This window comes from Bacillus sp. AFS018417, from assembly GCF_002560985.1.
Classification (GTDB): Bacteria; Bacillota; Bacilli; order Bacillales; family Bacillaceae_G; genus Bacillus_A; species Bacillus_A rhizoplanae.
Genome location: NZ_NTTM01000071.1, coordinates 1 through 24688, shown reverse-complemented (window position 1 = coordinate 24688; position 24688 = coordinate 1). Strand labels below are relative to the sequence as shown.

General features: G+C 38.7%; 22 protein-coding genes and 1 pseudogene. 19 read left to right on the top strand and 4 right to left on the bottom strand.

Translation table 11 applies throughout. From position 1 onward, the window contains the following. The 9 genes from CN326_RS21805 to CN326_RS21760 form a co-directional block, all read left to right on the top strand. Window positions 1-269, top strand: a 269-nt coding sequence (locus CN326_RS21805; protein WP_176524743.1) for an N-acetylmuramoyl-L-alanine amidase, incomplete at its 5' end; no start/stop codon positions are given. A 180-nt stretch (window positions 270-449) separates the two neighbouring features. Next, complete coding sequence (locus tag CN326_RS21800; RefSeq protein WP_098311069.1) at window positions 450-4031, top strand: DNA translocase FtsK; 3582 nt, start codon at window positions 450-452, stop codon at window positions 4029-4031. Window positions 4032-4092: 61 nt separating this feature from the next. Then, window positions 4093-5214, top strand: a complete 1122-nt coding sequence (locus tag CN326_RS21795; protein WP_098311068.1) for a nicotinate phosphoribosyltransferase — start codon at window positions 4093-4095, stop codon at window positions 5212-5214. 213 nt (window positions 5215-5427) lie between these two features. Beyond that, window positions 5428-6741: a UDP-N-acetylmuramate--L-alanine ligase gene (gene murC, locus CN326_RS21790; protein ID WP_098311067.1), complete on the top strand. Its 1314-nt coding sequence runs from the start codon at window positions 5428-5430 to the stop codon at window positions 6739-6741. A gap of 90 nt (window positions 6742-6831) precedes the next feature. Next, entirely contained in the window at window positions 6832-7383 is a 552-nt protein-coding gene (locus CN326_RS21785) for a GNAT family N-acetyltransferase (RefSeq protein ID WP_098311066.1), read from the top strand. Window positions 7384-7449: 66 nt separating this feature from the next. After that, window positions 7450-7860, top strand: a complete 411-nt coding sequence (locus CN326_RS21780) for a PH domain-containing protein (RefSeq protein ID WP_098311065.1) — start codon at window positions 7450-7452, stop codon at window positions 7858-7860. A gap of 252 nt (window positions 7861-8112) precedes the next feature. Next, window positions 8113-8385 carry a hypothetical protein gene (locus CN326_RS21770; protein WP_098311063.1) on the top strand — a complete coding sequence of 91 codons (273 nt, stop codon included), beginning with the start codon at window positions 8113-8115 and terminating at the stop codon, window positions 8383-8385. 28 nt (window positions 8386-8413) lie between these two features. After that, window positions 8414-8593, top strand: coding sequence for a hypothetical protein (locus tag CN326_RS21765; protein ID WP_098311062.1), 180 nt, complete (start codon window positions 8414-8416; stop codon window positions 8591-8593). 30 nt (window positions 8594-8623) lie between these two features. Then, the gene (locus CN326_RS21760) at window positions 8624-9199 is read left to right on the top strand and encodes a histidine phosphatase family protein (RefSeq protein ID WP_098311061.1); all 576 of its coding nucleotides are present in this window, start codon (window positions 8624-8626) and stop codon (window positions 9197-9199) included. A gap of 69 nt (window positions 9200-9268) precedes the next feature. Here the strand turns inward: CN326_RS21760 and CN326_RS21755 are convergent, their stop codons facing one another. The 4 genes from CN326_RS21755 to CN326_RS21740 all read right to left on the bottom strand — a co-directional run bounded on the left by CN326_RS21755 (window position 9269) and on the right by CN326_RS21740 (window position 12854). Then, window positions 9269-10510, bottom strand: coding sequence for an NAD(P)/FAD-dependent oxidoreductase (locus CN326_RS21755; protein WP_098311060.1), 1242 nt, complete (start codon window positions 10508-10510; stop codon window positions 9269-9271). Beyond that, window positions 10507-10839 (bottom strand): (2Fe-2S)-binding protein, encoded by a 333-nt coding sequence (locus CN326_RS21750; RefSeq protein ID WP_098311059.1) that lies wholly within the window; start codon window positions 10837-10839, stop codon window positions 10507-10509. Before CN326_RS21750 ends, CN326_RS21755 begins: the two co-directional genes overlap by 4 nt. Next, window positions 10836-11108, bottom strand: coding sequence for a (2Fe-2S)-binding protein (locus CN326_RS21745; protein WP_098311058.1), 273 nt, complete (start codon window positions 11106-11108; stop codon window positions 10836-10838). Before CN326_RS21745 ends, CN326_RS21750 begins: the two co-directional genes overlap by 4 nt. Before the next feature lie 72 nt (window positions 11109-11180). Then, window positions 11181-12854: a sigma-54 interaction domain-containing protein gene (locus CN326_RS21740; protein ID WP_098311070.1), complete on the bottom strand. Its 1674-nt coding sequence runs from the start codon at window positions 12852-12854 to the stop codon at window positions 11181-11183. 423 nt (window positions 12855-13277) lie between these two features. Here CN326_RS21740 and CN326_RS21735 point away from each other — a divergent pair, with 423 nt between their 5' ends. The 10 genes and pseudogenes from CN326_RS21735 to CN326_RS21690 all read left to right on the top strand — a co-directional run bounded on the left by CN326_RS21735 (window position 13278) and on the right by CN326_RS21690 (window position 24600). After that, entirely contained in the window at window positions 13278-14453 is a 1176-nt protein-coding gene (locus tag CN326_RS21735) for an NAD(P)/FAD-dependent oxidoreductase (RefSeq protein ID WP_098311057.1), read from the top strand. Beyond that, a complete protein-coding gene (locus tag CN326_RS21730; RefSeq protein WP_098311056.1) occupies window positions 14450-15487 on the top strand; it encodes a proline racemase family protein in 1038 nt (345 codons plus the stop codon). Before CN326_RS21735 ends, CN326_RS21730 begins: the two co-directional genes overlap by 4 nt. Next, on the top strand, window positions 15484-16437 hold the full coding sequence (locus CN326_RS21725) for a proline racemase family protein (RefSeq protein WP_098311055.1): 954 nt from the start codon (window positions 15484-15486) through the stop codon (window positions 16435-16437). Before CN326_RS21730 ends, CN326_RS21725 begins: the two co-directional genes overlap by 4 nt. 104 nt (window positions 16438-16541) lie before the next feature. Then, on the top strand, window positions 16542-17438 hold the full coding sequence (dapA, locus tag CN326_RS21720) for a 4-hydroxy-tetrahydrodipicolinate synthase (RefSeq protein ID WP_098311054.1): 897 nt from the start codon (window positions 16542-16544) through the stop codon (window positions 17436-17438). A gap of 47 nt (window positions 17439-17485) precedes the next feature. Then, window positions 17486-18970 (top strand): aldehyde dehydrogenase family protein, encoded by a 1485-nt coding sequence (locus CN326_RS21715; protein WP_098311053.1) that lies wholly within the window; start codon window positions 17486-17488, stop codon window positions 18968-18970. 243 nt (window positions 18971-19213) lie between these two features. Continuing rightward, complete coding sequence (locus CN326_RS21710) at window positions 19214-20827, top strand: APC family permease (RefSeq protein WP_098311052.1); 1614 nt, start codon at window positions 19214-19216, stop codon at window positions 20825-20827. Window positions 20828-21161: 334 nt separating this feature from the next. Further along, window positions 21162-23000, top strand: a complete 1839-nt coding sequence (locus CN326_RS21705) for a M3 family oligoendopeptidase (protein ID WP_098311051.1) — start codon at window positions 21162-21164, stop codon at window positions 22998-23000. A gap of 1 nt (window position 23001) precedes the next feature. Next, a complete protein-coding gene (locus CN326_RS21700; RefSeq protein ID WP_098311050.1) occupies window positions 23002-23916 on the top strand; it encodes a phosphotransferase family protein in 915 nt (304 codons plus the stop codon). 145 nt (window positions 23917-24061) lie between these two features. Beyond that, a pseudogene (locus CN326_RS21695) lies at window positions 24062-24208 on the top strand (IS1595 family transposase); the annotation flags it as partial. Between the two features lie 44 nt (window positions 24209-24252). Continuing rightward, window positions 24253-24600, top strand: coding sequence for a VOC family protein (locus CN326_RS21690; protein WP_098311049.1), 348 nt, complete (start codon window positions 24253-24255; stop codon window positions 24598-24600). Window positions 24601-24688 lie beyond the last annotated feature (88 nt).

Sequence of the window (24688 nt, the reverse complement as noted above, 5' to 3'; positions counted from 1 at the left end):
GTGGCGGGAGTTTTCATCAAGAGAGTTTAACGGCTTCTGAGTTCATTGTGAATAAAGTGAAGGAAAACAGTAACATACAAGTAAACGGAATTAAATTTCGTGATGATTTGTCTGGATTTAATTGGGCGGAAGTACCGGGAGTTTTATTAGAATTAGGATTTATGTCTAACCCAGAAGAAGACCAAAAACTATCAGACGTAAATTATTTACGTTCTTTACTGCAAAGTGTGGCAGATAGTGTTGAAAGTTACCGAGTAAGTAAAGGATAAAGTGAAACTTCCNNCGTTAATGCGGGATAAACTTTTTTCGATCCATATCATATAAAAGCGTTTTCATTTTGTAATCTTTTTCATTTTTCTGTAAATAATTTGAAATTAATTTCATCTGCACTTTTTGCCGAATGCTGATACAATAAAGGGTGTTACTATTTAGTAGAAAGAGTGGTAAGCATGCTAGATTGGATGAAAAAGTTTTTTAAAAAAGAGGAAGAAAATGAAGCGACAGCATTGAGAGAAATAGAGACTCTTGTAGAGAAAAAGGTTACTTCGCACACTCCTCGTGTAAACTACTACTCTAATAAACGAGAAGATGAGCTGCAAGTGTCTAAGCCGCATGCGAGCAGGAATTTTCGTTTTCCATTAATTCCTGACGGAGGATTTGAGGAGAACACAATGAAATCGCCTCGTATAGAGGAGCGTGCTATACAAGAAATACCAATTCGAGAAAGACGCCAATCAAGACGAGTAGAAGAAATACAAAAAGAGACACAGATTGAACCGATTATTCAAGAGGTAACGGAAGCAAAGCCTACTTCTGTAGAAGAAAGTCACCGAAGACCGTTTCGTCCAACAGAAATAGTTTCTCCGATTTTTGGGTATAAACGCCCGGAAGTAGTGGGACAAGAACATACTGAAAGTAAGAAACAACAACGAGAAGATATTGAGATATCAATAGAAGGAAAAGCAGTTGTTGATGTATGGTTTGAGAAGAATGGCTATGCGTTTTATGATTCATCACAAGATGTTCTACCAGAACAAAATCAAGTAGAGTCTACACGAATTGAAGCGGAAGTTAAGAAGTCTGTTGTTGATACATGGTTAGAGAAAAATGAAGCAGAACTTACATCTGTGCAAAATGATGCAACATTCCATGAAACGGTGCTACTTAATCGTGATGCAGTTGCGGCTCAAGGTGAAAATGAATTACATGAACCTATTGCTGTAGAGTCAGAATTTGAAATGAAAGAAGAAGTTGAGAGAATAGAAGAGTCTGTTATGCAAGAAGAAGCAGAAGAGCCTGAAGAAATAGAAGTAGTGGAAGTATCTTCAGAGATGGAAGAGTCTGCTATACAAGAAGAAGCACAAGAAGCTGAAGCGTCTCAGGAAATAGAAGTACTGGAAGTATCTTCAGAGATAGAAGAAGCTGTTATGCAAGAAGAAACATTTGAAGCTGAAGAATCTCAGGAAATAGAAGAAATCGAGTTATCTTCGGAGACGGAAGAATCGAATGTACAAGAAGAAACAGAAGAAGTTGAAGAGCCTCAGGAAATAGAAGTAGTAGAGTTATCTTCAGAGACAGAAGAATTGGATGTACAAGAAGAAGCACAAGAAGCAGAAGCGCCTGAGGAAATAGAAGTAGTAGAAGTATTTTTAGAGATAGAAGAAGCTGTTATGCAAGAAGAAACATTTGAAGCTGAAGAATCTAAGGAAACAGGAGAAATAGAGTTATCTTTAGAGACGGAAGAATTGGATGTACAGGAAGAAACAGAAGAAGTTGAAGTGTCTCAGGAAATAGAAGAAATCAAGTTATCTTCAGAGACGGAAGAATCGAATGTACAAGAAGAAACAGAAGAAGCAGAAGTGTCTCAGGAAATAGAAGAAATAGAGTTATCTTTAGAGATAGAAGAATTGGATGTACAAGAAGAAACAGAAGAAGTTGAAGAATCTCAGGAAATAGAAGAAATAGAGTTATCTTCAGAGACAGAAGAATTGGATGTACAAGAAGAAACAGAAGTAGTGGAAGAATCTTCAGAAATGGAAGAGTCTAATATACAAGAGGAAGTACTTGAAGCCTCAATAACAGAAGAACTGCTTGAAGCTAAGGAAGTGGAAGCAGTAGAGTTATCTTCAGAAATGAAAGAGTCTAATACACAAGAAGAAGTACTTGAAGCGGAAGCAATAGTAACTGAAAATTTCGTTCATGATGAACAAAGTGAAGAACCTGTTAAAGCTGATGAACAAACACAGCAAGCTGTACAAGCCTTTGCAAATGTATTAATAGAAGAAACAGAGGAAAAACAAAATGCAATTGCTGAGCAGACTAAAGTAAAAACAGGGCAGCCCAAAGTAGATGCAACGCAAGAACCAAAACGTGAGAAGAAACGTTTCGTTCCGTTTAATGTAGTGATGTTAAAGCAAGATAAACAGATGTTAGCAGAAAAGCGCCGTGTAGCAATGCCGTCGCAACCGGCTCCTTCACAAAATGTGACTGAGCAAAAAAAACAAAATATTGAATCGCCAGCAGTGAAACAACCAGTGCAAGAAGAGATGACGCACCGAGTTGTTGTAGAAACAAAACAAGATATTCGTAACGTTTTACAGGCACCGCCAACGTATGAGTTTCCACCATTAGCACTTTTAAATATCCCAAGTCATCCGGCGGCACATGATGCTGAGTGGTTAGAGGAACAAAAAGAGCTGTTAAATACGACATTCCATAATTTCCATGTCGGTGCAAAAGTGGTGAATGTGACGCAAGGGCCAGCTGTAACTCGTTTTGAAGTGCAGCCAGAACCTGGTGTGAAAGTAAATAAAATTACGAATTTAAGTGACGATATTAAATTAAATTTAGCTGCTCGTGATATTCGAATTGAGGCGCCAATTCCAGGGAAAAGTGCAGTTGGAATTGAAGTGCCGAATAAAGAGAGCAAAGCTGTATTTCTTCGTGAAATTTTACGAAGCCCAGTGTTTACGAAAAGTGAATCACCGCTTACAGTCGCACTTGGTCTAGATATTTCAGGAACACCGATTGTGACGGATATTCGAAAAATGCCGCACGGTTTAATTGCGGGGGCAACAGGATCAGGAAAAAGCGTATGTATTAATGCAATTTTAACAAGTATTTTATATAAAGCGAAGCCACACGAAGTAAAGCTGATGCTAATTGATCCGAAGATGGTTGAACTTGCGCCGTACAATTCTGTACCGCATCTTGTTGCGCCGGTTATTACGGATGTAAAAGCGGCGACGGCAGCTTTAAAGTGGGCAGTAGATGAAATGGAACGTCGTTATGAATTGTTTGCACATGCAGGTGCGCGTGATTTAACGCGTTACAATACGATTATGAACGAACAAGAAATTCCAGGCGAGACGTTGCCGTATATCGTTATTGTTATTGATGAGCTGGCTGATTTAATGATGGTTGCACCGGGTGATGTGGAAGAAGCGATTTGCCGGATTGCCCAAAAAGCAAGAGCGTGTGGAATTCATTTATTAGTAGCGACGCAGCGTCCATCTGTAGATGTTATTACAGGATTGATTAAATCGAACATTCCAACGCGAATTGCTTTTACAGTGTCATCGCAAGTAGACTCACGTACAATTATTGATATTGGCGGAGCTGAGAAATTACTTGGCCGTGGTGATATGCTATTTTTAGATAATGGAACATCAAAACCGGTTCGTGTGCAAGGGGTATACGTTTCAGATGAAGAAATTGAAAAGTCTGTTGCGCATGCGAAACGTCAAATGAAGCCAAATTATTTATTCCATCAAGAAGACTTATTGGCAAAAACAGAACAGCAAGAATCTGAAGATGAGTTGTTCTTTGAGGCATGTCAATTTGTTGTAGAACAAGGGGGAGCATCCACGTCTTCTGTGCAGAGAAGATTCCGAATTGGGTATAACCGTGCAGCTCGTCTTATTGAAGACATGGAAGCGCAAGGGATCATTTCAGAAGCACGCGGAACAAAACCAAGAGACGTCCTCATTACAGAAGATGAATTTGCTGCGATGCAGGATATACATGTATAAGAAAAGGTTTTGCTGTATACTAAGAGAAAACGCTGGATAGTAAAGTAGGGAGTATAGCGACATGAAAGAAATCGAATTAAAATTACAAGGTGAAATAAATCGACTAACAAATAAGACGTTCAAGTTTGATGAGCGCGTTGGCGAAGGTTGGTTTTCTGCGGTTTATTTCTTAAAAACTCGTGATATTATTAAAGAATTTCGACCAGGAAGCGTTGTGACAATGCAGTTTTTCCAAAAGGAACATGCTGTATTATGCGGAACAGATGAAGCACTTGCTTTATTACAAACATTTGCAGAGCATCCTGAAGAGCTTGAAATTTATTCCTTAAAAGATGGGGATCAGGTTAATCCGTTTGAAACAGTATTAACGATTCGCGGACCGTATGAGTATTTCGGCTATTTAGAAGGTGTAATAGATGGCATTTTAGGACGCCGCACTTCTGTTGCAACAAATGTGTATAATGTTGTGCAAGCTGCGCGCAGCGGTGAGAAAGAGAAGCCTGTTATTTTCATGGGTGATCGTGATGATCATTATACGCAACAAGCTGGTGATGGTTATGCGGCTTATATCGGTGGCATGAGCGCACAAGCAACGCATGCGATGAATGAATGGTGGGGTAGAAGCGGCATGGGAACAATGCCTCACGCTTTAATTCAAATGTTTAACGGTGATGTTGTGGAAGCGGCAAAAGCATATCATAAAAAGTTCCCAGAAGATGAGTTAGTTGTACTAATTGATTACAATAACGATGTGATTACAGATGCGCTTCGCGTGGCACGTGAATTTGGATCAGAGCTAAAAGGAGTACGTGTAGATACATCTCGTACGATGATTGATCAATACTTCATTCGTCATCCGGAAGTGCTTGGTACATTTGATCCGCGCGGTGTGAATCCTTCTCTTATCTTTGCACTTCGCAAAGCATTAGATGACGAAGGATTCCAGCATGTAAATATCGTAGTGAGCGGCGGATTTGATGAAAAACGTATCCGTGAGTTTGAAGCACAAAATGTTCCTGTTGATATTTATGGCGTTGGCAGCAGCTTATTAAAAATGAATATTGGCTTCACAGGTGATAACGTAGAATTGAACGAAAAACCGGAAGCGAAAGCAGGACGTAAATATCGTCCAAATCCACGCTTAGAGCGTGTTCAGTTGCAAGCAAGAGAAAATGAGGAATAAGAGGAAAAACTGATAGGGAATTGACCCTATCAGTTTTTCTGTTATCATAGTATAACGGATTGTTTTTTGCTATAATAAGTTTGTTGTGGATTTAAAAGAGAGCATGAACGTGATTATAAGAAAATCGAGATGATTACCAAAATAAAAAGAAAATCATATACTGTCTTATAGATAGACCGTTGGAATAGTTCGAAATGTTGGAGGTTCTTTAAGATGACAGTTTACCATTTTGTAGGAATTAAAGGGACAGGGATGAGTGCTTTAGCGCAAATTTTACATGATATGAAGCATACTGTTCAAGGTTCTGATGTAGACAAACGTTTTTTTACGCAAACAGCTTTGGAAAACCGTGGGATTTCTATCCTGCCTTTTGATAAGAATAATGTTGAAGAGGGACAAGTGATTATCGCAGGAAATGCATTCCCAGATACGCATGAGGAAATTGAAGCTGCAAAGGAATTAAATTTACCTATTTATCGTTATCATCATTTTTTAGGCGATTTTATGAGTAAGTATACGAGTGTCGCTGTAACTGGTGCTCACGGAAAAACATCAACGACAGGTTTGTTATCTCACGTGATGCAAGGAGCAAACCCTACATCTTGTTTAATTGGTGATGGAACAGGACTTGGAGTAGAGGATAGTAAGTATTTTGTATTTGAAGCGTGTGAATATCGTCGCCATTTCTTGTCATATCATCCAGACTATGCAATTATGACAAATATTGATTTTGATCATCCAGATTATTTTGCAGACATTAATGATGTATTTAGTGCGTTCCAAGAGATGGCACTGCAAGTGAAGAAAGGTATTATTGCGTGTGGTGATGATGAAGAACTTCAAAAAATTCATGCGAAAGTACCAGTTATTTTCTATGGATTTGGTGAAGATAACGATTTCCAAGCACGTAACATTCAAAAAAGAACAGATGGTACAGTGTTTGATGTCTTTGTTCGTAATACGTATTATGGAACGTTCCAAATTACAGGTTACGGCAATCATAGCGTGCTAAATGCATTGGCGGTTATTGCTCTTTGTGATTATGAAGACATTGATGTCGAAGTTGTGAAACATCAGTTAACAACATTCGGTGGTGTAAAGCGTCGCTTCAATGAAAAGAAAATGGGCGAGCAAGTGATTATTGATGATTACGCACATCATCCAACAGAAATCAATGCGACAATTGAAGCTGCCCGTCAGAAATACCCAGAACGTGAAATTGTAGCAGTATTTCAGCCGCATACATTCTCTCGAACACAAAAATTCTTAGATGAATTTGCAGAGAGTTTACGTAAGGCAGATCAAGTATATTTATGTGATATTTTTGGTTCTGCTCGTGAAAATAGAGGAGAACTTACAATTCAAGACCTGCAGCAACGCATTGATGGTGCAGAGCTTATTACGGTTATGACAACAGAAACATTAAAGAAACATAAAAACGGCGTACTTATTTTTATGGGCGCTGGTGATATTCAAAAATTTGAAGCTGCTTATGCGAAGGAAGTACAAGTAGCGGAGAAAAAGTAAGGGAGAAATGACGTGCAATAGGCACGTCATTTTTTATTAACAATTTCTAAGTATAAATGTTAGAATAGTTAGAAAAAAGGAGAGAGGGAAATGTTTACACTAAGAATCGATAAAGAAATCGAATTACAATTATTAGAAAAACATCATAAAGATGAACTGTACGAATTAGTGGATAGCAACCGAGAATATTTGCGAGAATGGCTTCCGTGGGTGGATCGTACGAAATCAGCTGAAGGATACAATGAAATCTTTCCAATGTGGCTGCATAACTTTGCAGATGGAAATGGTTTTGAAGCAGGTATACGCTATAAAGGAAATCTCGTTGGGATGGTTGGGATTCATCCGGTGGATTGGGCGAAGAAGGCGACAGCTCTTGGATACTATCTTGCAGAAGAAGCAAGTGGAAAAGGAATTATGACGCGAAGTGTAAAGGCTGCGCTCCGTTATGCTTTTGAAGAATTAAAATTAAATAAAGTTGAAATTCATTGCGGAGTAAAAAATCAAAAGAGCCGTGCAATTCCAGAACGACTCGGCTTTAACTTAGATGGAATTATTCGTGATGGAGAATGGTTATATAATCATTTCCATGACATTGCGGTGTATAGTATGTTAGCGAGAGAATGGAAGGAGAGAAGCGTTTAAAATGACGCTTCTTTTTTCTGAATTTATCAACAACTGATGGTATAATATGGATAAGGAGTGATAAAGATGGAATTTTACGTGAAAAAAAATCCAATTATGATGCTGCTTACTGTGATTATGCTATTACTTGTCGTAATCTCTCCCATTATATCATTTATGTTGCATGAGAAAGGTTGGCTGACGGGACTTGCAGCAGGAATCTTATTTCTAGCTGCAAATATTATTCCGATTTCTGAAATGTTTGTGTTTCAGCATAAAGTCGTTGATGGTGAACTTGTAACAGGGCATTGGCTAACAAAGAAGAAAATTCCAATTGTAAGCATTCGTGTTATGCGATTTGTTGGAAAAAATAAGAGAAACTTAGAAATCACGTACGGTAGTAATTTTGAAGTACACATGATTACAATGCCAAAAGAGAAAGAAAAGTTTATGGAATTACTTTTACAAGGAAGTCCCTATGTGAGAATAGTGGACTGAATATTATATTTTCAGGGAGAAACTGATGAAAAATGTAAAAGTATTGTTTTGCTTTGAAATGCTCACTGTACTTATAGTTTGTGTAAGGGGTTATGTACGCTGGGAGTGGCCCTTATATCTTTCGATTGGAATAGGTGTTTTAGCAGTCGTACTTCTCTATTATTTTCATTATCAATATAGGAAAAGCGAAGGGAAGAAATTTTTTAAACAATAGATTACAGGCAGTATGTCAGCGTTATAGGAGGATTCTACATGAGCATTCGTTGGCATGAATCAGATTGTCGTGAGGCTCATATGATTTTTGACACGCTATGGGAAGCAGATGAATGGGGACGTTCTATCAGTCACGATATACATGCAGGTGCATTTGATGGATATGCAACTCCAGACGAGAAAGTTGCTTATGTTTTGGCCTTTCATTTGGCAAACGTTCCACGATTTCATGTTCATACGGATACAGTTTGGTCTGGGGATAAAATTATATATAAGGTATGGGTTACTCCGTCTGCTCATGCAGAAGTTTAGATAGAATAGACTGAAAGGGGGCAGGGATATGGGAGTAGGAAATATTATGTTTAGCATTTTTTCAATTTTAGGGCTTATTTTTTATATTGCAGTTGCAGTCTTTGCGGTATACGTTGTGGTGAGTGTATTAAAGAGGATGAGAGAACGAAATGAGTATTTAAAAGATATCCGAGATGAGCTTAGGAAGAGGAATGATACTTCGAACTAAGTTCATTTTTGATAATTTGGAGGTTTTACTATGACTAAAATAGGGATAATCCGTCACGGAAGTACACCATGGAATAAAGAAGGCAGAGCACAAGGGAGTTCAGATATTTCCCTTGATCAAGATGGAATATTAGATGCGTATAAACTTGCAGAGCGCTTGCGTAAGGAGAATTGGAATTTCATATATTCTAGTGATCTATTAAGAGCGAAGCAAACTGCTGAAATTATAGGAGAAAAAATTGCGAATATACCAATTTACTTGGAACCTAGGCTTCGTGAAGCAGGGGGAGGACAGATTGAAGGGACAACGGAAGAAGAGCGAGTTTTAAAATGGGGAAAGAATTGGAGAGAGCTAGATTTAGGAATTGAAAGTGCTGATAGTGTAATCACAAGAGGTCTTTCGGTAATTGAGGAGATTGCATCTAAACATGATAACAAGAATATATTAATTGTTAGTCATGGTGCATTCATTAGACATCTTCTAAAGGAACTAGTACCGCATTTAAATATGGTAGAATTTCCGAGAAACACGTCTCTAACTAATCTTATAAAAGCAAAGAATGGTTGGGATTCCGAGCTATATAATTGCACAGTACATTTGGGATAGAGGAGAAAGAGGGAATGATTGTATCTTAAAGTAAAAGCATTCTCTCTTTCCTATCTATGGTTAATATCATTACACAATCTTCGGGGGCTTCTCAGTGCTGTCATTTGAATAGAGGCGTTCCCAAAGCTCGTTCATTTTGCTTCTGCCGTTATTAATTTCAGGATTGAACTGAATTGCAGCTTGCCTGCGAACAGTACGGACATGTTGTACTGCTTGTTGTAGTTTTTGGTCAATTGTGTTCGATTCTTTTCCTGCATGTTTGACGATTGACAATCCCGCTGTTGTTCCTTGAGCCATGGCAATTTTGCCACTTTCAATCCCAGTGATATTCCCGGCTACAAATAGTCCATCAAGAGGAGTTTCCATCGTCTCTGAATGGTGGGGCACGTGACCGCCAAGTTCAGGAATGTATTGAAATGGACATCCGGCAACGGCGGCAAGCTCTGCCAGTGGATACAAGCCGCCTGCTATACAGACAAAATCTGCTTCGTAAATTGTTTCAGACCCCGTAACAATCTTGCCATTCGCATCAATATCGGCGACGCGTACTCCTTCCACTTGATCTTTACCGATAATTTCGAGTGCTGCTTTCCGAAGTTGGAGGGGAGTACCATTCACTTTCATACCGTTTTTCGGATAAAAGTTTAAAGCAACTTTCCTCATCCAGTCATTTTTCATGAAACGGCTCCCGATACGTAATAATGGTGATGGTGCGAGATGAGCTGCGTTCAAGAGCGATTTCATAACCTCTTCAGGTTCACCTGCTTTTTGACTAAGGGCACTTTTTTCTGGGAGTACAATTCGATCAACCGTTATGCCAGCTAGTTGTAATTCATTTAAAATCGCAAATGCTAAAATATTTGCTCCGATAAGAATTCCTTTTTTGCCGGCTTGGACGCGGTGAACATTTGTCATTACTTGAGCCGCGCCAATGGACATTACGCCAGGAAGGGTCCAACCAGGCAGTGGGATAGAGTATTCGGCAGCTCCAGTAGCCACTAGTACAAATGGTACTTCTAGCGTACCTAGGCTCGTATGTACATTCCATAGGTGATTTTCTTTTTCTAAATTGTAAACAGACACCCCGCAGCGAATATCGACCGATAATTTTTTTGTTTCTTGATGAAGGCGCTCTGATTCTTTTATTCCATTCCACCATTCACCGGAAGGCTCTTGATGAAGTTGTCCGAGTAACCTGCCGCCTGGTTTTATAAATTCATCAAGAACAGTCACTTTGAGACCAAAGCTCGCACAGGCAATAGCTCCTGCTAATCCTGCTGGGCCTCCTCCAATTACAATTACATCAATCATCGCTTTTCCACCATCCTTCTTACAATATTCGGATGCTGTTTGCCGCTTTCAACAATCATATCCTTCTCTACAACTGTTAAGCAGGCTCTTACGTTTGCTTGATCATTGATAGTTACACGGCACTCTAAGCAATGACCGATGTTGCAATAAATACCCCTAGGTGTCCCGCTATCTTCGTGAACGCGCAGTTTTCTTATTCCATTTGCCAAAAGAGCAGCAGCAATTGTTTCATTTTCATATGCTTCATATTCCATTCCATCAAATTGAAAGGAAATACGTTCTCTATCCTCTAAATTCCCTAAAATAGGATGCTTCATGATTCTAGTCATTGATTTTCACCTACTGTTCCAAATGTCACCGGCCGAATTGGGGGCTGGTATTTTAACGTAATTTCACCAGGTGACACATTAGGGATAACACTTTCAATAATTCTATCTAATGTCGGCCTGCATGTGCGGCCTCCACAAAAGCCCATTCCTGCTCGTGTTCTTAATTTTAATTCTCTTGCTGTGCATTTATGTTGATCTGCTGTTGACTGGAGTTGTCCGTAAGTAACTTCTTCACAGCGGCAAATCACAATGCTCTCTTTGTTAACCATTTGAATTCCTCCTCGACAGTCTTTCATAAAGATATTATGCAAAAAATGTGCCAATGCAGAGGAGGAAGAGGGTTACTGTAAGCCAAGCCGCTTCAAGCGATTGTATAAAGTGGCTCTTGTGATACCGAGTTGTTTCGCACACTCCAATTTATTTCCATCTAAGATTTGTAGTGCTCTTTCGATTACTTTTCTCTCGTGTTGATTCATTTCTTCTTGTAACGATAAGATGGTAAAGTCACTTTCTTGAAGTACATTAGATACAGTCTTTGGTTTGTTTTCAAAGCTGATACTATTGGTATGAAAGGGTAAATAATCTCTTTTTATTACGCCATCTGTTGCGAATACGATAAGCCGTTCCATGACGTTGCGAAGTTCGCGAATATTGCCAGGCCAATCATACCGAAGCAGTTCATGCATGACTTCTGGAGGAAATTCATGAATCGGCCGTTGATAATTCAAAGAAAAGTCATGTAAAAAATAATGGGTTAATTCAATAATGTCTTCTTGCCGTTCTCTTAAAGGAGGAATGTGTAGACTGACTACGTTCAATCGGTAATACAAATCTTCACGGAACTGTCCTTTTTTCATTAATTCTTGTAAATCACGATTTGTGGCAGCGATGATACGGAAGTCGATATTAATTTCTTTTTCTCCACCAACGCGATAATATTTTCGCTCCTGCAGCACGCGTAGAAGTTTTACCTGCATTTCGAGGGGCATTTCACCTACTTCATCAAGAAATAATGTACCTCCTTTTGCCAGTTCTATTTTTCCTTTTTTTCCTTTGCTGTCAGCACCGGAGAAGGCGCCCCGCTCATATCCGAATAGTTCACTTTCAAATAAAGCTGCTGGTATCGCACCGCAGTTAATTGAAATAAAAGGTGCTTTCGGTTTTTCGCTCGCTTCATGAATCGCTTTCGCAAATACCTCTTTTCCGACACCGCTTTCACCTAATATGAGAACAGTAGATTTAACAGAACATACCCTTCTAGCTAAATCCACTGTTCTTTGCAGGGCAGCACTCTTTCCTTTAATAGAATGAAAGGAATCAGAAGAATCTTTATATTTTGCTACTTCTTGTTCTAAACGGTGTACTTCATTGGACATGTTGAACAATTTTTCATTCAGTACGACTTGATTTGTGATATCCGTTTCTGAAACGACTGCACCGATAATCTGATCGTTAAAATAAACGGGATTAGAGTTAATTAAGACAAACAAATCAGACTGAGGCTGATGGTGCTGTCCTACAATCTTTTTCCCTTTATGTAGAGATTGCAAGATTTCTAGGTTTTTATAGTCAAAGAAATCCGTAATCGGTCGGCCGATGATATCTTGCCGTTTGACGGAGAAAATTTTTTCTGCTCCTTCTGTCCACGTACAAACACGTTCGTTATCATCAATGACCGTGACGGAAGAATCCGTCGTTTGAATAACAGTTTCATAAAATGCTTTTAATTGATTGTAAGAGTTATGAAGAAAATGGATGATTTGTGCTGCTGTTATACAGCCTACTGGATTTTTGCTTGTATCAAGAATAACAGCTGTGGAATGATGACTAAACGCCTGAAGTAAGGTGAAGAATGATTCATCTTCATATACGACTTTGCATGGAAGCTCAGGCATCTTTGTTGTTGAACGATAATAAAATTTACCGTTTTTTTGTTCAATTTGCTGCTTATCGAACGATGTATCCATTAAAATCCGTTGTATAATTTCTTTCCCTGACGGTAATGAAAATATGATAATCCCCTCCAAAATTAATTGTAAAAAGTTATTAACACTGTAAAAAAAATTATACACGTGTTCATGAAATATTTAAAATATTTTTACAATAGAGCTTACCTCACTTTAAAGGGCAGTAAAGCTTCTACTTCTAGAAAACAAGGAACTGGATAACTGGATCAAGAGGGAGTGTCTATAAAGTGAAACTTCCATCAGTGGGGGTCTTACTGCTCAAAAGTAGCGGGATAAATTTCTAATCAACAAAGATTTGAAAGTACAACTTCCTCTAAAACTATTACATTTCCTTTGTACAGCGTCTCTGTCACGCGTACCTAACTATCAGCGGGGAAGAAATAATTCTCTGTTGTGAAAGTTTCACGTTAATTGGCATACGAATTGCATTTTCAGGTAATGAAGCCATTTCATCGAGAGGAGGAATGCCATATGAAACATTGTGACGTGTTAGTCATTGGCGGGGGAATTATTGGCTGTTCGATTGCCTATTATGCTTCTAAGTATGGAAGAGATGTAACGATCATTGAAAAAGGGGAATTTGTTAGTGGCACGTCTTCACGATGTGACGGCAATATTTTGGCGATTGATAAAGACCCAGGTTTTGATAGTCAAATGTCGTTGTTTAGTCAGAATTTAGTGGATGAATTAAGCAAAGAGTTGGAGCATCCATTTGAATATCGAGCACCAGGAAGCATCCTTGTTTGTGAGTCGGACGAGGAGATGGAAGCGGCACAGAAATGGGTAGATCGTCAAAAAGCTGCCGGTTTACCATTTCGAATGCTTGACCGGCAGGATATTCGGCAGGAGTCCCCCTTTTTTGCAGATGATTTATTAGGTGGGCTAGAATGCGCCACTGATTCCACGGTTAATCCATATCTCTTAGCTTTTTCACTTTTGGAGGAAGCAAAAAAACTAGGGGCTAAAGCTTTCAAGCATACAGAAGTAAAACAAATGAAAAAAGAAGAAAGTGGTTCATTTACTGTAGAAACGACAAACGGAGTTTTTACTGCGGATCATGTCGTCAATGCGGCAGGAGTATGGGCACCTCGAATAGGAGAGATGCTGGATCTTTCAATACCAATTGAACCGAGAAAAGGGCATATTATCGTTGCCTCAAGGCAGCAGCATGTAGGATGTCGAAAAGTAATGGAGTTTGGTTACTTAATTTCTAAGTTTGGTGGAAAGCGCCGTGTTGATCGGCTAACTGAAAAATATGGAGTAGCTCTTGTCTTTGAACCAACGGAAAGCCAAAATTTTTTAATTGGGAGCAGTAGAGAATTTGTGGGCTTTAATACGAAAGTAAACAATGAAATCATTAAATGTATTGCTAATCGGGCAATCCGCTTTTATCCGAAAATGGCAGATATGATGGTGATTCGTTCGTATGCAGGATTAAGGCCATGGACGGAAGATCATTTGCCAATCGTTTCACGCGTAGATAAAATTCCAAATTATTATATTGCGGCGGGTCATGAAGGAGACGGAATTAGCCTCGCAGCAGTAACCGGGAAAATAGTAGAAGAACTCATTAATGAAAAAGAAACGTCTATTCCCGTTGCACCGCTTAGCTTTAACCGATTTACAGAAAGGGTGTTGAGCAGATGAGGGCACAAAGAGTCTTTACAACAATTGATACGCATACAGGCGGGAATCCAACGAGGACACTGATTAGCGGACTTCCAAAATTAGTTGGGGAAACAATGTCAGAAAAAATGCTCTATATGAAAAAGGAATATGACTGGATTCGCAAACTGTTAATGAATGAACCGCGCGGCCATGATGTCATGTCTGGTGCTTTGTTAACAGATCCTTGCCATCCAGAAGCAGATATTGGCGTGATTTACATAGAGACGGGCGGATATTTGCCGATGTGTGGACATGACACGATTGGTGTATGTACAGCGTTAGTTGAATCTGGATTGATTCCCATTCAGGAGCCGGTCACTTCCTTAAAATTGGATACGCCTGCTGGACTCGTCGAAGTGGATATTTCAGTAGAAAATGGAAAAGCAAAAGAAGTGTCTTTTTGCAATATCCCAGCATTTCTTTTAAAACGTGTTTCCATTGATGTTGAGGGGATTGGGCGTGTAGATGCTGATATTGCGTATGGTGGTAATTTTTATGCAATCATTGATGCGAAATCGGTTGGATTGGAGTTACTTCCAGAGAATGCTTCTAACATAATCGAAACAGCAATCAACATTAGAAATATCATTAATGAAAAAGTTAAAATCGTTCATCCGAAACATCCGTTTATTAAAGGGTTGACTCATGTTGAGTTTTTTACGGAACCAACCCACGAGGAAGCAGATGTGAAAAATACAGTTATTGTCCCTCCAGGAGGAATCGACCGTTCTCCATGTGGAACTGGTACTTCTGCGAAATTGGCTGTCCTATATGCCAATCAAGAAATTTCAATTGGCGAAGAATTCGTTCATGAAAGCATTGTCGGTTCCTTATTTAGAGGACGTGTATTGGAAACAACCGATGTGGAAGGTGTTGAGGCTGTAGTGACCCAAATTACGGGATCAGCTTGGTTGATGGGGATGCATCGGTTCTTCTATCACGAAGAAGATCCGCTTAAAGAGGGATTTTTGCTCATTCCCCCCATGGAACATGAAACGGAGGACGTGAAATGAAAATTCAGAAGACGTATTCAACAACAGATGTACACGTGGCTGGTGAAGCGTTTCGTGTTATTAAAGATGTGCCGTTTATTCATTATCAAAACTTGGAACAGTTAAATGAACATTTTACGCATGTGTTTGCAGAAGAAATCAATCTTTTGTTGAATGAACCGCGTGGGTTTGCTGGTTTAAATGGTTGTCTTGTTGTTCCGACGATTAATGAAGAAGCTGATGCCGCAGTATTATTTCTAAATCATGAAGGAACGGTTCCATTTCATTACGGTGGCATCGTTGCTGTAATTACAACTTTACTAGAATGCGGTCATTTGCAGTCGAGAACGTCAAATGAATATAAAATCGAAACGGTCAGTGGTGTGATTTCAGTTATCGCGATGATGGAGAATGATGAAGTAGTTTCGGTGGTGATAGAAAGTAAACCGTGTCAAATAGTCGAAACAAACATTCCATTGTCTAATTCGCATTGCAATACGCAGTTCTCCCTCGTGCGAGCTGATCAATTATACGCAGTATTTGAGAAAAGTGATATTTCTGCAGAGATTCGCGTTGAGGAACTTTCTGAACTAAAGAGATGGGGACAAACGGTGCTTCAAGCTCTCGAGTCAAAAATGCCAGTAAAAGGTGTCATTTTAATGGATGACTCTCATCTAGAAGAGGGGCGAATTAAAACAATTACGTTTCGTGCTGATCAGTATATCGTTCGTTCTCCGGGCTTCGAATCGACGATGGCGTGTTATACAAACTTACTTTCTAAAGGGAAGGTGTATATAGAACCACCATTTGTAAATGAAAGTATTTTTGGCAGCACTTTAGCAGTAGAAGTAGCAAAACAAACAGAGAGTGGATGTAAATTCACCTTGAAAAGCCGCGGTTTTATTACAGGAATGCAGATGTTTGTATTAGATCCGACAGATCCTTTACCTGCTGGATTTTTACTAAAATAATTCAAATGGTATGTATCTGAGGAGAAACAAAAGGTTGTCCAACTTATATAAGGACCTGCTAGTGATAGCAAAAAAACTAAAAAAATATTAAGGGGGAAATAGAAATGACAACAATTAGAGGAGCTTATCCAGTATTAATTACTCCAATGAATGAGGCGCAGGAGATTGATTGGGGCGGTGTGAAAAATAATGTGAACTATTTCGTGAATCAAGGAGTTGCAGGTATTGTAATCAACGGCAGTACTGGAGAGTTCGTGAGCTTATCTAAAGAAGAAAAATTCCAAATGGTTGAAACTGTATTAAAGGAAGTCAACGGCCGTATTCCTGTTATTGTGGGAACAGCTGCTGAAACGACAAAAGAAACAATTGAATACACGAAACAGGCGGAAGCACATGGTGCAGATTGTGCGCTGATCATTAATTCTTATTATTGTAAACCGAAAGAGGAAGAAATTTATTTCCACTTTAAAGAAGTGTCAAATGCAGTGAATATACCTATTATGCTGTACAACAATCCTTTTACATCTGGCGTTGATATGAGTACAGAGCTGATGCTGCGAATTGGAAAAGAATGTGAAAGAGTTACTCACATTAAAGAATCAAGTGGGGATATTCGCAAAGCAAGAGATCTTGTCAGACATGGCAAAGGGGATATTGAAATTTTCTGCGGTTCAGAAGATTTAGTTATGGAGTCTTATTTAGTCGGGGCAACAGGCTGGATTTCTGTCGCAGGGAATATTGTGCCAAAACTTGTTACGCAAATGTTCAATCATTTTCAAAAAGGTGAGTTAAAAGAAGCTTGGGCAATCAATGACAGCATATTACCGCTTTGTACATTCCTTGAAGGGTCAGGAAAATATGTGCAAATTGTTAAACGTGCAATGGAATTAAATGGACAGGCAGGAGGTCCTTCCCGTTATCCTCGTTTAGGATTGACACTTGAGGAAGATCAAAAGTTGAAAGATATTTTAGCCACTTTGACTGCCGTTTCACATGTGTAAAAAAGTATAGCACTGTATGAATAAAAAAATGCAAAGGGGAGTGGAACATGTTAACAGCACAAATAGAATTAAAGCCGAGAGTGAAAGCTTTTTTAGAAGGAAATATTGAACTTTTTATCGATGGAAAATTTGTACCAGCTATAAGCGGTAAAACGTTTGAAACGTATAACCCAGCGACAGAAGAAGTTCTTGCTTTCGTAAGTGAAGCGCAAGAAGAAGATGTTGATTTAGCGGTGAAGGCAGCTCGCCGGGCATTTGAAAAAGGACCATGGCCTGAACTTAGTGCAGCTGAAAGAGCACACTTAATTTACAAGCTGGCTGATTTAATTGACGAACATAAAGAAGAACTAGCTCAATTAGAAGCACTAGATAACGGAAAGCCGTATCAAGTAGCATTAGAAGACGATATTCCAGCAACAGTGGAACATTACCGTTATTATGCTGGCTGGGCAACGAAGATTCTTGGTCAGACGACTCCGATTTCAAAGGACTATTTAAACTATACACGTCATGAACCAATTGGTGTTGTCGGCCAAATTATTCCGTGGAACTATCCATTAGTCATGGCTGCGTGGAAAATGGGGGCAGCACTTGCGACAGGATGTACAATCGTATTAAAACCTGCTGAGCAAACGCCGTTATCTCTATTATATACAGCTCAGCTTTTTAAAGAAGCTGGCTTCCCAGACGGCGTGGTCAATTTCGTCCCTGGATTCGGCCAAACAGCAGGTGCAGCGATTGTGAATCATCATGATATTGAAAAAGTAGCTTTTACAGGTTCGACTGACACTGGTAAGTATATAATGCGTCAAGCAGCTGAAACGATTAAACATGTGACGTTAGAACTTGGGGGGAAATCACCAAATATTATTTTGGAAGATGCAGATTTATCAGAGGCGATTACTGGTGCTTTCAACGGTATCATGTACAATCATGGTCAAAACTGCAGTGCAGGATCCCGTGTGTTCGTTCATAGAAAGCACTATGAAAAAGTGGTGGAAGAACTAGCGAAACTAGCAAACAATGTAAAACTCGGTGCAGGAATGGAAAAAGGTACTGAAATGGGACCGCTTGTTTCGAAAAAGCAACAAGAGCGCGTGTTACGTTATATTGAAAAAGGAAAAGAGGAAGGAGCAAGAGTTGCAGCTGGCGGTGAGGAGGTGTTTGAAAAAGGATACTTCGTTCAGCCAACTATTTTTGCTGATGTCACAGATGATATGACAATCGCAAAAGAAGAAATATTTGGGCCAGTAGTCGCAGTTCTGCCGTTCGATACAGTTGAAGAAGTCATCGAAAGAGCAAATAATACTCCATTTGGACTCGCTGCAGGTGTATGGACAGAAAACATTAAAACGGCACACCAAGTGGCGAATCGCTTAAAGGCAGGCACAGTTTGGATTAATGATTACAACTTAGAAGACGCTGCAGCGCCATTCGGTGGTTATAAACAATCGGGCATTGGGCGCGAAATGGGCTCCTATGCACTCGACAACTATACAGAAGTGAAGAGCATTTGGGTAAACTTGAAATAAAGTGAAACTTCCGTCAGTGGGGGGCTTCATCCCCCACTGACGGAAAGCTCTCACCAATCGGGCTGTCCGTTTTTTCGATTAATTTTGAAAGGTTATTGGAATTTCTAAAAATTAAAGCGTTTACATCTGGGGGTTCTTTCATCTATGCTGTTCTTCTATAAAATTATGAAATAACGGCAATAGTCTAATTATAAAATACTGAATATTAAGAAAATATAAGATTGAAAGGGGAGAGATTAAAGTATGGCAAACAAAGGCAAGTTTAAAAGAGAAATATCATTATTGGATTTAGCCTTTATTGGTTTTGGATCTATGTTTGGATCAGGATGGTTGTTTGCTGCTAGCCATGTTTCAGGAATAGCAGGTCCAGCGGGAATTATTTCATGGGTAATTGGTGGAATCGCTATTTTTTTATTAGGACTTGTATACTGTGAACTTGGGGCATCACTTCCAAGGGCTGGAGGAATTGTGCGCTATCCTGCTTATTCACATGGTCCTATACTTGGATATTTATTAGGATTTATTACCCTTATTGCATTTTCAAGTTTAATAGCAATTGAAGTAGAAGCGGCTAGGCAATATGCTGCGGCTTGGTGGCCGAGCCTGACGAAAGAAAATTCTACCTTGCCTACTGTAAGCGGATGGCTTATGCAATTTGGACTTATCGTCATTTTCTTCTTGTTAAATTATTGGAGTGTAAAAACATTTGCGAAATCGAATTTAATCATAACCATCTTTAAATTTTTTGTACCAGCACTAACAATCATTGTATTGTTGATGCATTTACATGATGATAATTTTTCAAGCGCTGGTTTCGCGCCGTTTGGATTTTCTGGTGTACAAGCAGCTATTTCTGCAGGCGGTGTTATTTTTGCTTATTTAGGACTGACACCTATTGTATCGGTTGCAAGTGAAGTGAAAAATCCACAAAGAACGATACCAATTGCTCTTATTTTGTCTGTGATCTCTTCATTGATTGTTTATGTTCTTTTACAAGTTGCTTTTATTGGAAGTATTCCAACTGAAATGCTTAGCCAAGGATGGGCGGGAATTAGTCATGAATTTAGTTTACCATTTAAAGACATTTCCGTTCTGTTAGGACTGGGATGGATGGTCTATTTTATTGTTTCCGATGCAATTATATCACCGAGTGGAACGGGGAATATTTATATGTCCGCTACCCCACGTGTTGTGTATGGATGGGCTCAAAGCGGAACCTTATTTAAAGTATTTTCTAAAGTTGATGCAAAATCAGGCATACCAAGACCTGCGCTTTGGCTTACATTTGTCCTTTCTATTTTCTGGACATTGCCATTTCCTTCATGGGAAGCATTAATTAATGTTGTTTCTGCAGCGCTTGTATTAAGTTATGCTCTCGCACCGATTACAGCGGCAGCACTTAGAAAACGGGCTCCTGAGCTAAATCGTCCGTTTTGGGTAAAAGGAATGTCAATCATTGGACCACTTTCATTTGTTATTGCATCATTAATCGTTTATTGGTCTGGTTGGAAAACACTTTCTTGGTTATTATCTTCACAAGTTATCATGTTTGTAATTTATCTATGTTGCAAAAAATGGGTTCCAACTTCACAAGTATCTTTTACACAACAAATCAAATCATCATTATGGCTCGTTTTTTACTACATTGCGATAATGGTGGTGTCGTACTTTGGGATGTTTGGTGAAGGAAAGGGGTATTTAACCTATTCAACAGATTTGATAGCGGTTAGTATGGTTTCCTTGATTAGCTATTACTGGGCGGTTCATACTGCTTTACCTGTTGTGGATTTGGATGACGAAGATGAAGTGGAAAGCACGGATTATTTACAGATGGAGAATGCTACGATTAGTAAATAACATCTAGTTCTTGCGAAAAATAGAAACATAGAAAAGGAAGAAGCGTATAGAGAGATGCTTCTTCCTTTTTCTGAATTTACCGACAATTAATGGTATAATATGGAGTGGGAAAATCCAATTATAAAGTGAAACTTCCATCAGTGGGGGGGGTTCTTCATCCCCCACTGATGGTTAGTTGAACCAATCGGGCATTTACGGGCAGTTATCCCCCACCTATCTTTTTCACTTCTCTCTCAACCTTGAGGTGGGGGTCTTACTGCCCGTTAATGCGGGATAAAATACTAAGTTAATTAGGAAAAGAGAAATAGTAATCTTCTAAAAAGAGGTGGGTAAATTGCGTGGAACCTTAAAACAGCGTTGGAGTTTGGATGAGATTTTCCACGGGGGAAGTGAGTCTAGTGAGTTTAAACATTTTCTCATGAAACTAGAGGAAGATATCTCTAAAGAAACAGCTACAACAATAGAGAGTAAGGAACTGAAATCAATAAGTGGATTCGAACGGTGGATAGAACAAATGGATCGAATACAAGAGTTATCTACTCGCTTGCTTGAAGCAACCCATTTTGTTGGATGTTTGGAATCAGAAAATGTTGAAGATGAGAAGGCTATTATATTAAGTGAAAAAGTAAGGGGTATTTCAACACAATTTGAGATAGTCATAAACGACTTTGAACAAACATTGGTACACATACCAGATGATATTTGGGAACAGCTATTGCAGCTGGAACAAATAAAACCGATTGCTTACCCGCTTCATGAAAAAAGAGAAAAGGCGAAGGGGAAATTGCCAATAGTACAGGAAAAGTTGATTCAAGATCTTTCTATTAATGGATACCATGCTTGGGTCAATTTATATAATTCTGTCACTGGGAAAACGAAAATTGTTCTAGAGGAGCGAAGTAAACACCTGAGTTTTGGACAAGCATATAATATATTACATTCATCTATAAATCAGCATACTAGAACGAATCTAGTAAATGCTTTAAATGATGCAAGCGAAAAAGTAGCTGAGACATGTGCAGCAGCTCTAAATAACATCGCTGGTTTTCGATTACAAGTATATAAACATCGGGGGTTAGCTTCAGATTCTATTTTAAGAGAACCACTTCGTTATAATAGAATGTCGCAAACAACGCTTGATTCGATGTGGGAAGCCATCAATCAAAGTAAGCCTGTAATAACTTCATATTTAGAGAGAAAGGCCCACCTACTAGGAGTAGAAAAAATGAATTGGTTTGACATATATACACCTATAGGAAAAGTAACTAAGACTTATACATATGAAGAGGCCGCTGAAATAATCCTTACTGAGTTTAACTCTTTTAGCCCTAAATTGGCGGATTATACAAAAAGAGCATTTCTGGAAGGCTGGATTGACTCTGAAAACAGAGATACAAAAGCAAGCAGGGGATTCTCAGCTAGATTTCCGTTAACAAAACAGTCGCGCATCTTCATGAATTTTCAAGGAACGCCTAATAATCTCGCTATACTTGCACATGAATTAGGGCATTCTTTTCATCAAGGAATTATTTCAAATGATGTTCCTCCATTTGCACAGCTATATACAATGGCTGTTAGTGAGACGGCTTCTACTTTTGCTGAAACTATCATTTTAAATGCAATGATTAAAGATATTTCAGATGAACATGAAAAACTGCTCCTTCTAGAAGCAAAAATACAATCTGCACTTAGTTATTTAATAGGAGTGCAGGGCCGTTTTATATTTGAAAAAGACTTTTATGAAGTTCGAAAAAAGCGGGTTGTAGGAGTCGATGAATTGAACCATCTGACGGCAGAAGCACAGAAGTATGCGTTCAATGAGTCGCTTGCTTCTTATAATGATTTTTCATGGATTTGGAATCGACATTTCTACTTCACAGATAAACCTTTTTATAATTTCCCTTATACATTTGGCTTCCTATTTAGCCAAGGAATTTATGCAAATGCACTTCAAGAAGGATCCTTATTTGAAAAAACATATATACATTTACTTCGGGATACTGGCAGAATGACTGCTGAGCAATTAGCTTTTCATCATCTTGGTTTTGATTTAACAAAACAAGAATTCTGGGAAAAAGCAATACATGTTGTTTTACAAGATATAAAAGACTTTCTTGCTTTAACAGAGAAGTTGGACTTAGTTTGTTGTAATGGACGAGTCGGGAGGGAATGAAATGCCAAGTGTAGCGTCAAAAACAGAAGAATTGAAAACGAAGCTACAAAATATATTAACTAGAGAGTATAAAGAATTGGCTGTTAAAGGCTTAGAAATAGCAGGGAGCGGCGTACAAAATGTTGTCTTTCGAGGAGATTCGCAAACAAGTTCTTTCGCTTTCCGTGTACCATGGGAGCGCGAAGTTGCTAATATAAATGAAAATTCATTTAGCAGCCGGCTTTCGTTGCAAAAGGAAGAAAAGTTTTCTAAGTTTTGTCATTCTAAAGGGATTTCAGTACCAGCTGTTCATGGCCTGCATCTTTCTGAGGAACTCGATTTTTTAATTTCAGACTATGTAGCTGCTGATTCCACTCCAATTTCTTCTTACGAAATTGGGGAAATAGCCAATAAGCTTCATCATATGCCGATTGAAGGTTTGAATTATGAAAATGAAAGTGGGAAGGCGACAGAAAAGCATATAGCAGAGCGTCTCGTTAAAAGACTACAATCATTTAATCAAATTACTTCTTTACGTATTCAATTTCCAAAAACAGAAGAAATTGAGGCAATTCTAAAGGAAGGAGAACAAGGAAAGAGGCTCCTCCATATGGATATTCGACCTGTAAATTTAATTGGTTATGGCGGGGAAGTTAAAGCAATCGTTGACTGGGATAATGCTTTAATTGGCCATCCGCTGCTTGAGCTTATGAGAATAGCTGAAGTTAATGAAGTGAATTGGAGTGAATTTAAGGCCGGATATAAAAATGAGCATATTTTTGAGTCTCTTTCTCCAATTGTTTGCTTGTTTTATAGGCTTGATACGGCAGTAATGCTGGCGAATCTGTTTATTGCTCAGCTCAAAATAAAGGATAAAGGACTGTACTATAAAGAACGTGTTCAAACAATTAGTAATGAAATATATACATTTTTATAAAATGAAAATTTTCCTTCTAGAACAGTGTGACAGTTAGTTGTATTTTAATTAAAGGCTGTATTAAAGGTAAATGTTAATAATTGAAACCTCACCGTTTCCCTTATATAATCAATATAGAAACAAGTGTTCGTGTGAGGTTGTAAGGATGGATAAGGCGTTTAGAAATTTATTAAAATACATTGATAAATTAACCCTAACAAAAAAAGAACAAGTCTATCAATGGGTAAAACGCTATGTTGATCCTTCTTCCTCCATCGGCGGACGTTTAATCAATGAAATGAGGGAGACTCGTAATCGGATAGCTAAAAATTTGATGACAGACAGGAGTTAGATACGATGATAAAAGGTTTCGGAGGAATATTTTGGAGAACTAAGAATCTTGAAGTTATAAAAAAATGGTACAGTGAAGTGTTGAAGATTGAAATAGAAAATTGGAATGGGACTGTGATAAAACCCCAATTAGGAAATGAGACTATCTTTTCTTTCTTTACCGAGAATGACAGTTATTTTCCAACAGAACAACAAGTGATGTTAAATTTCCAAGTACATAATCTAAACGAGACTATTAAGCATCTTGAACATATTGGTGTACCTCTTGCAAAGAAAAAAGAGATTAGTGAATTTGGAAAGTTTATTTGGATTGAAGATCCTGAAGGTCGACTGATCGAGCTTTGGGAGAAATAACGAGTTGTAATTTATTTGCTATTGAGCTAACGGGGGCGTTAGTTGAACAAGAATGGGGAACCTCGACAAATGAACTGCCCCCCAATTG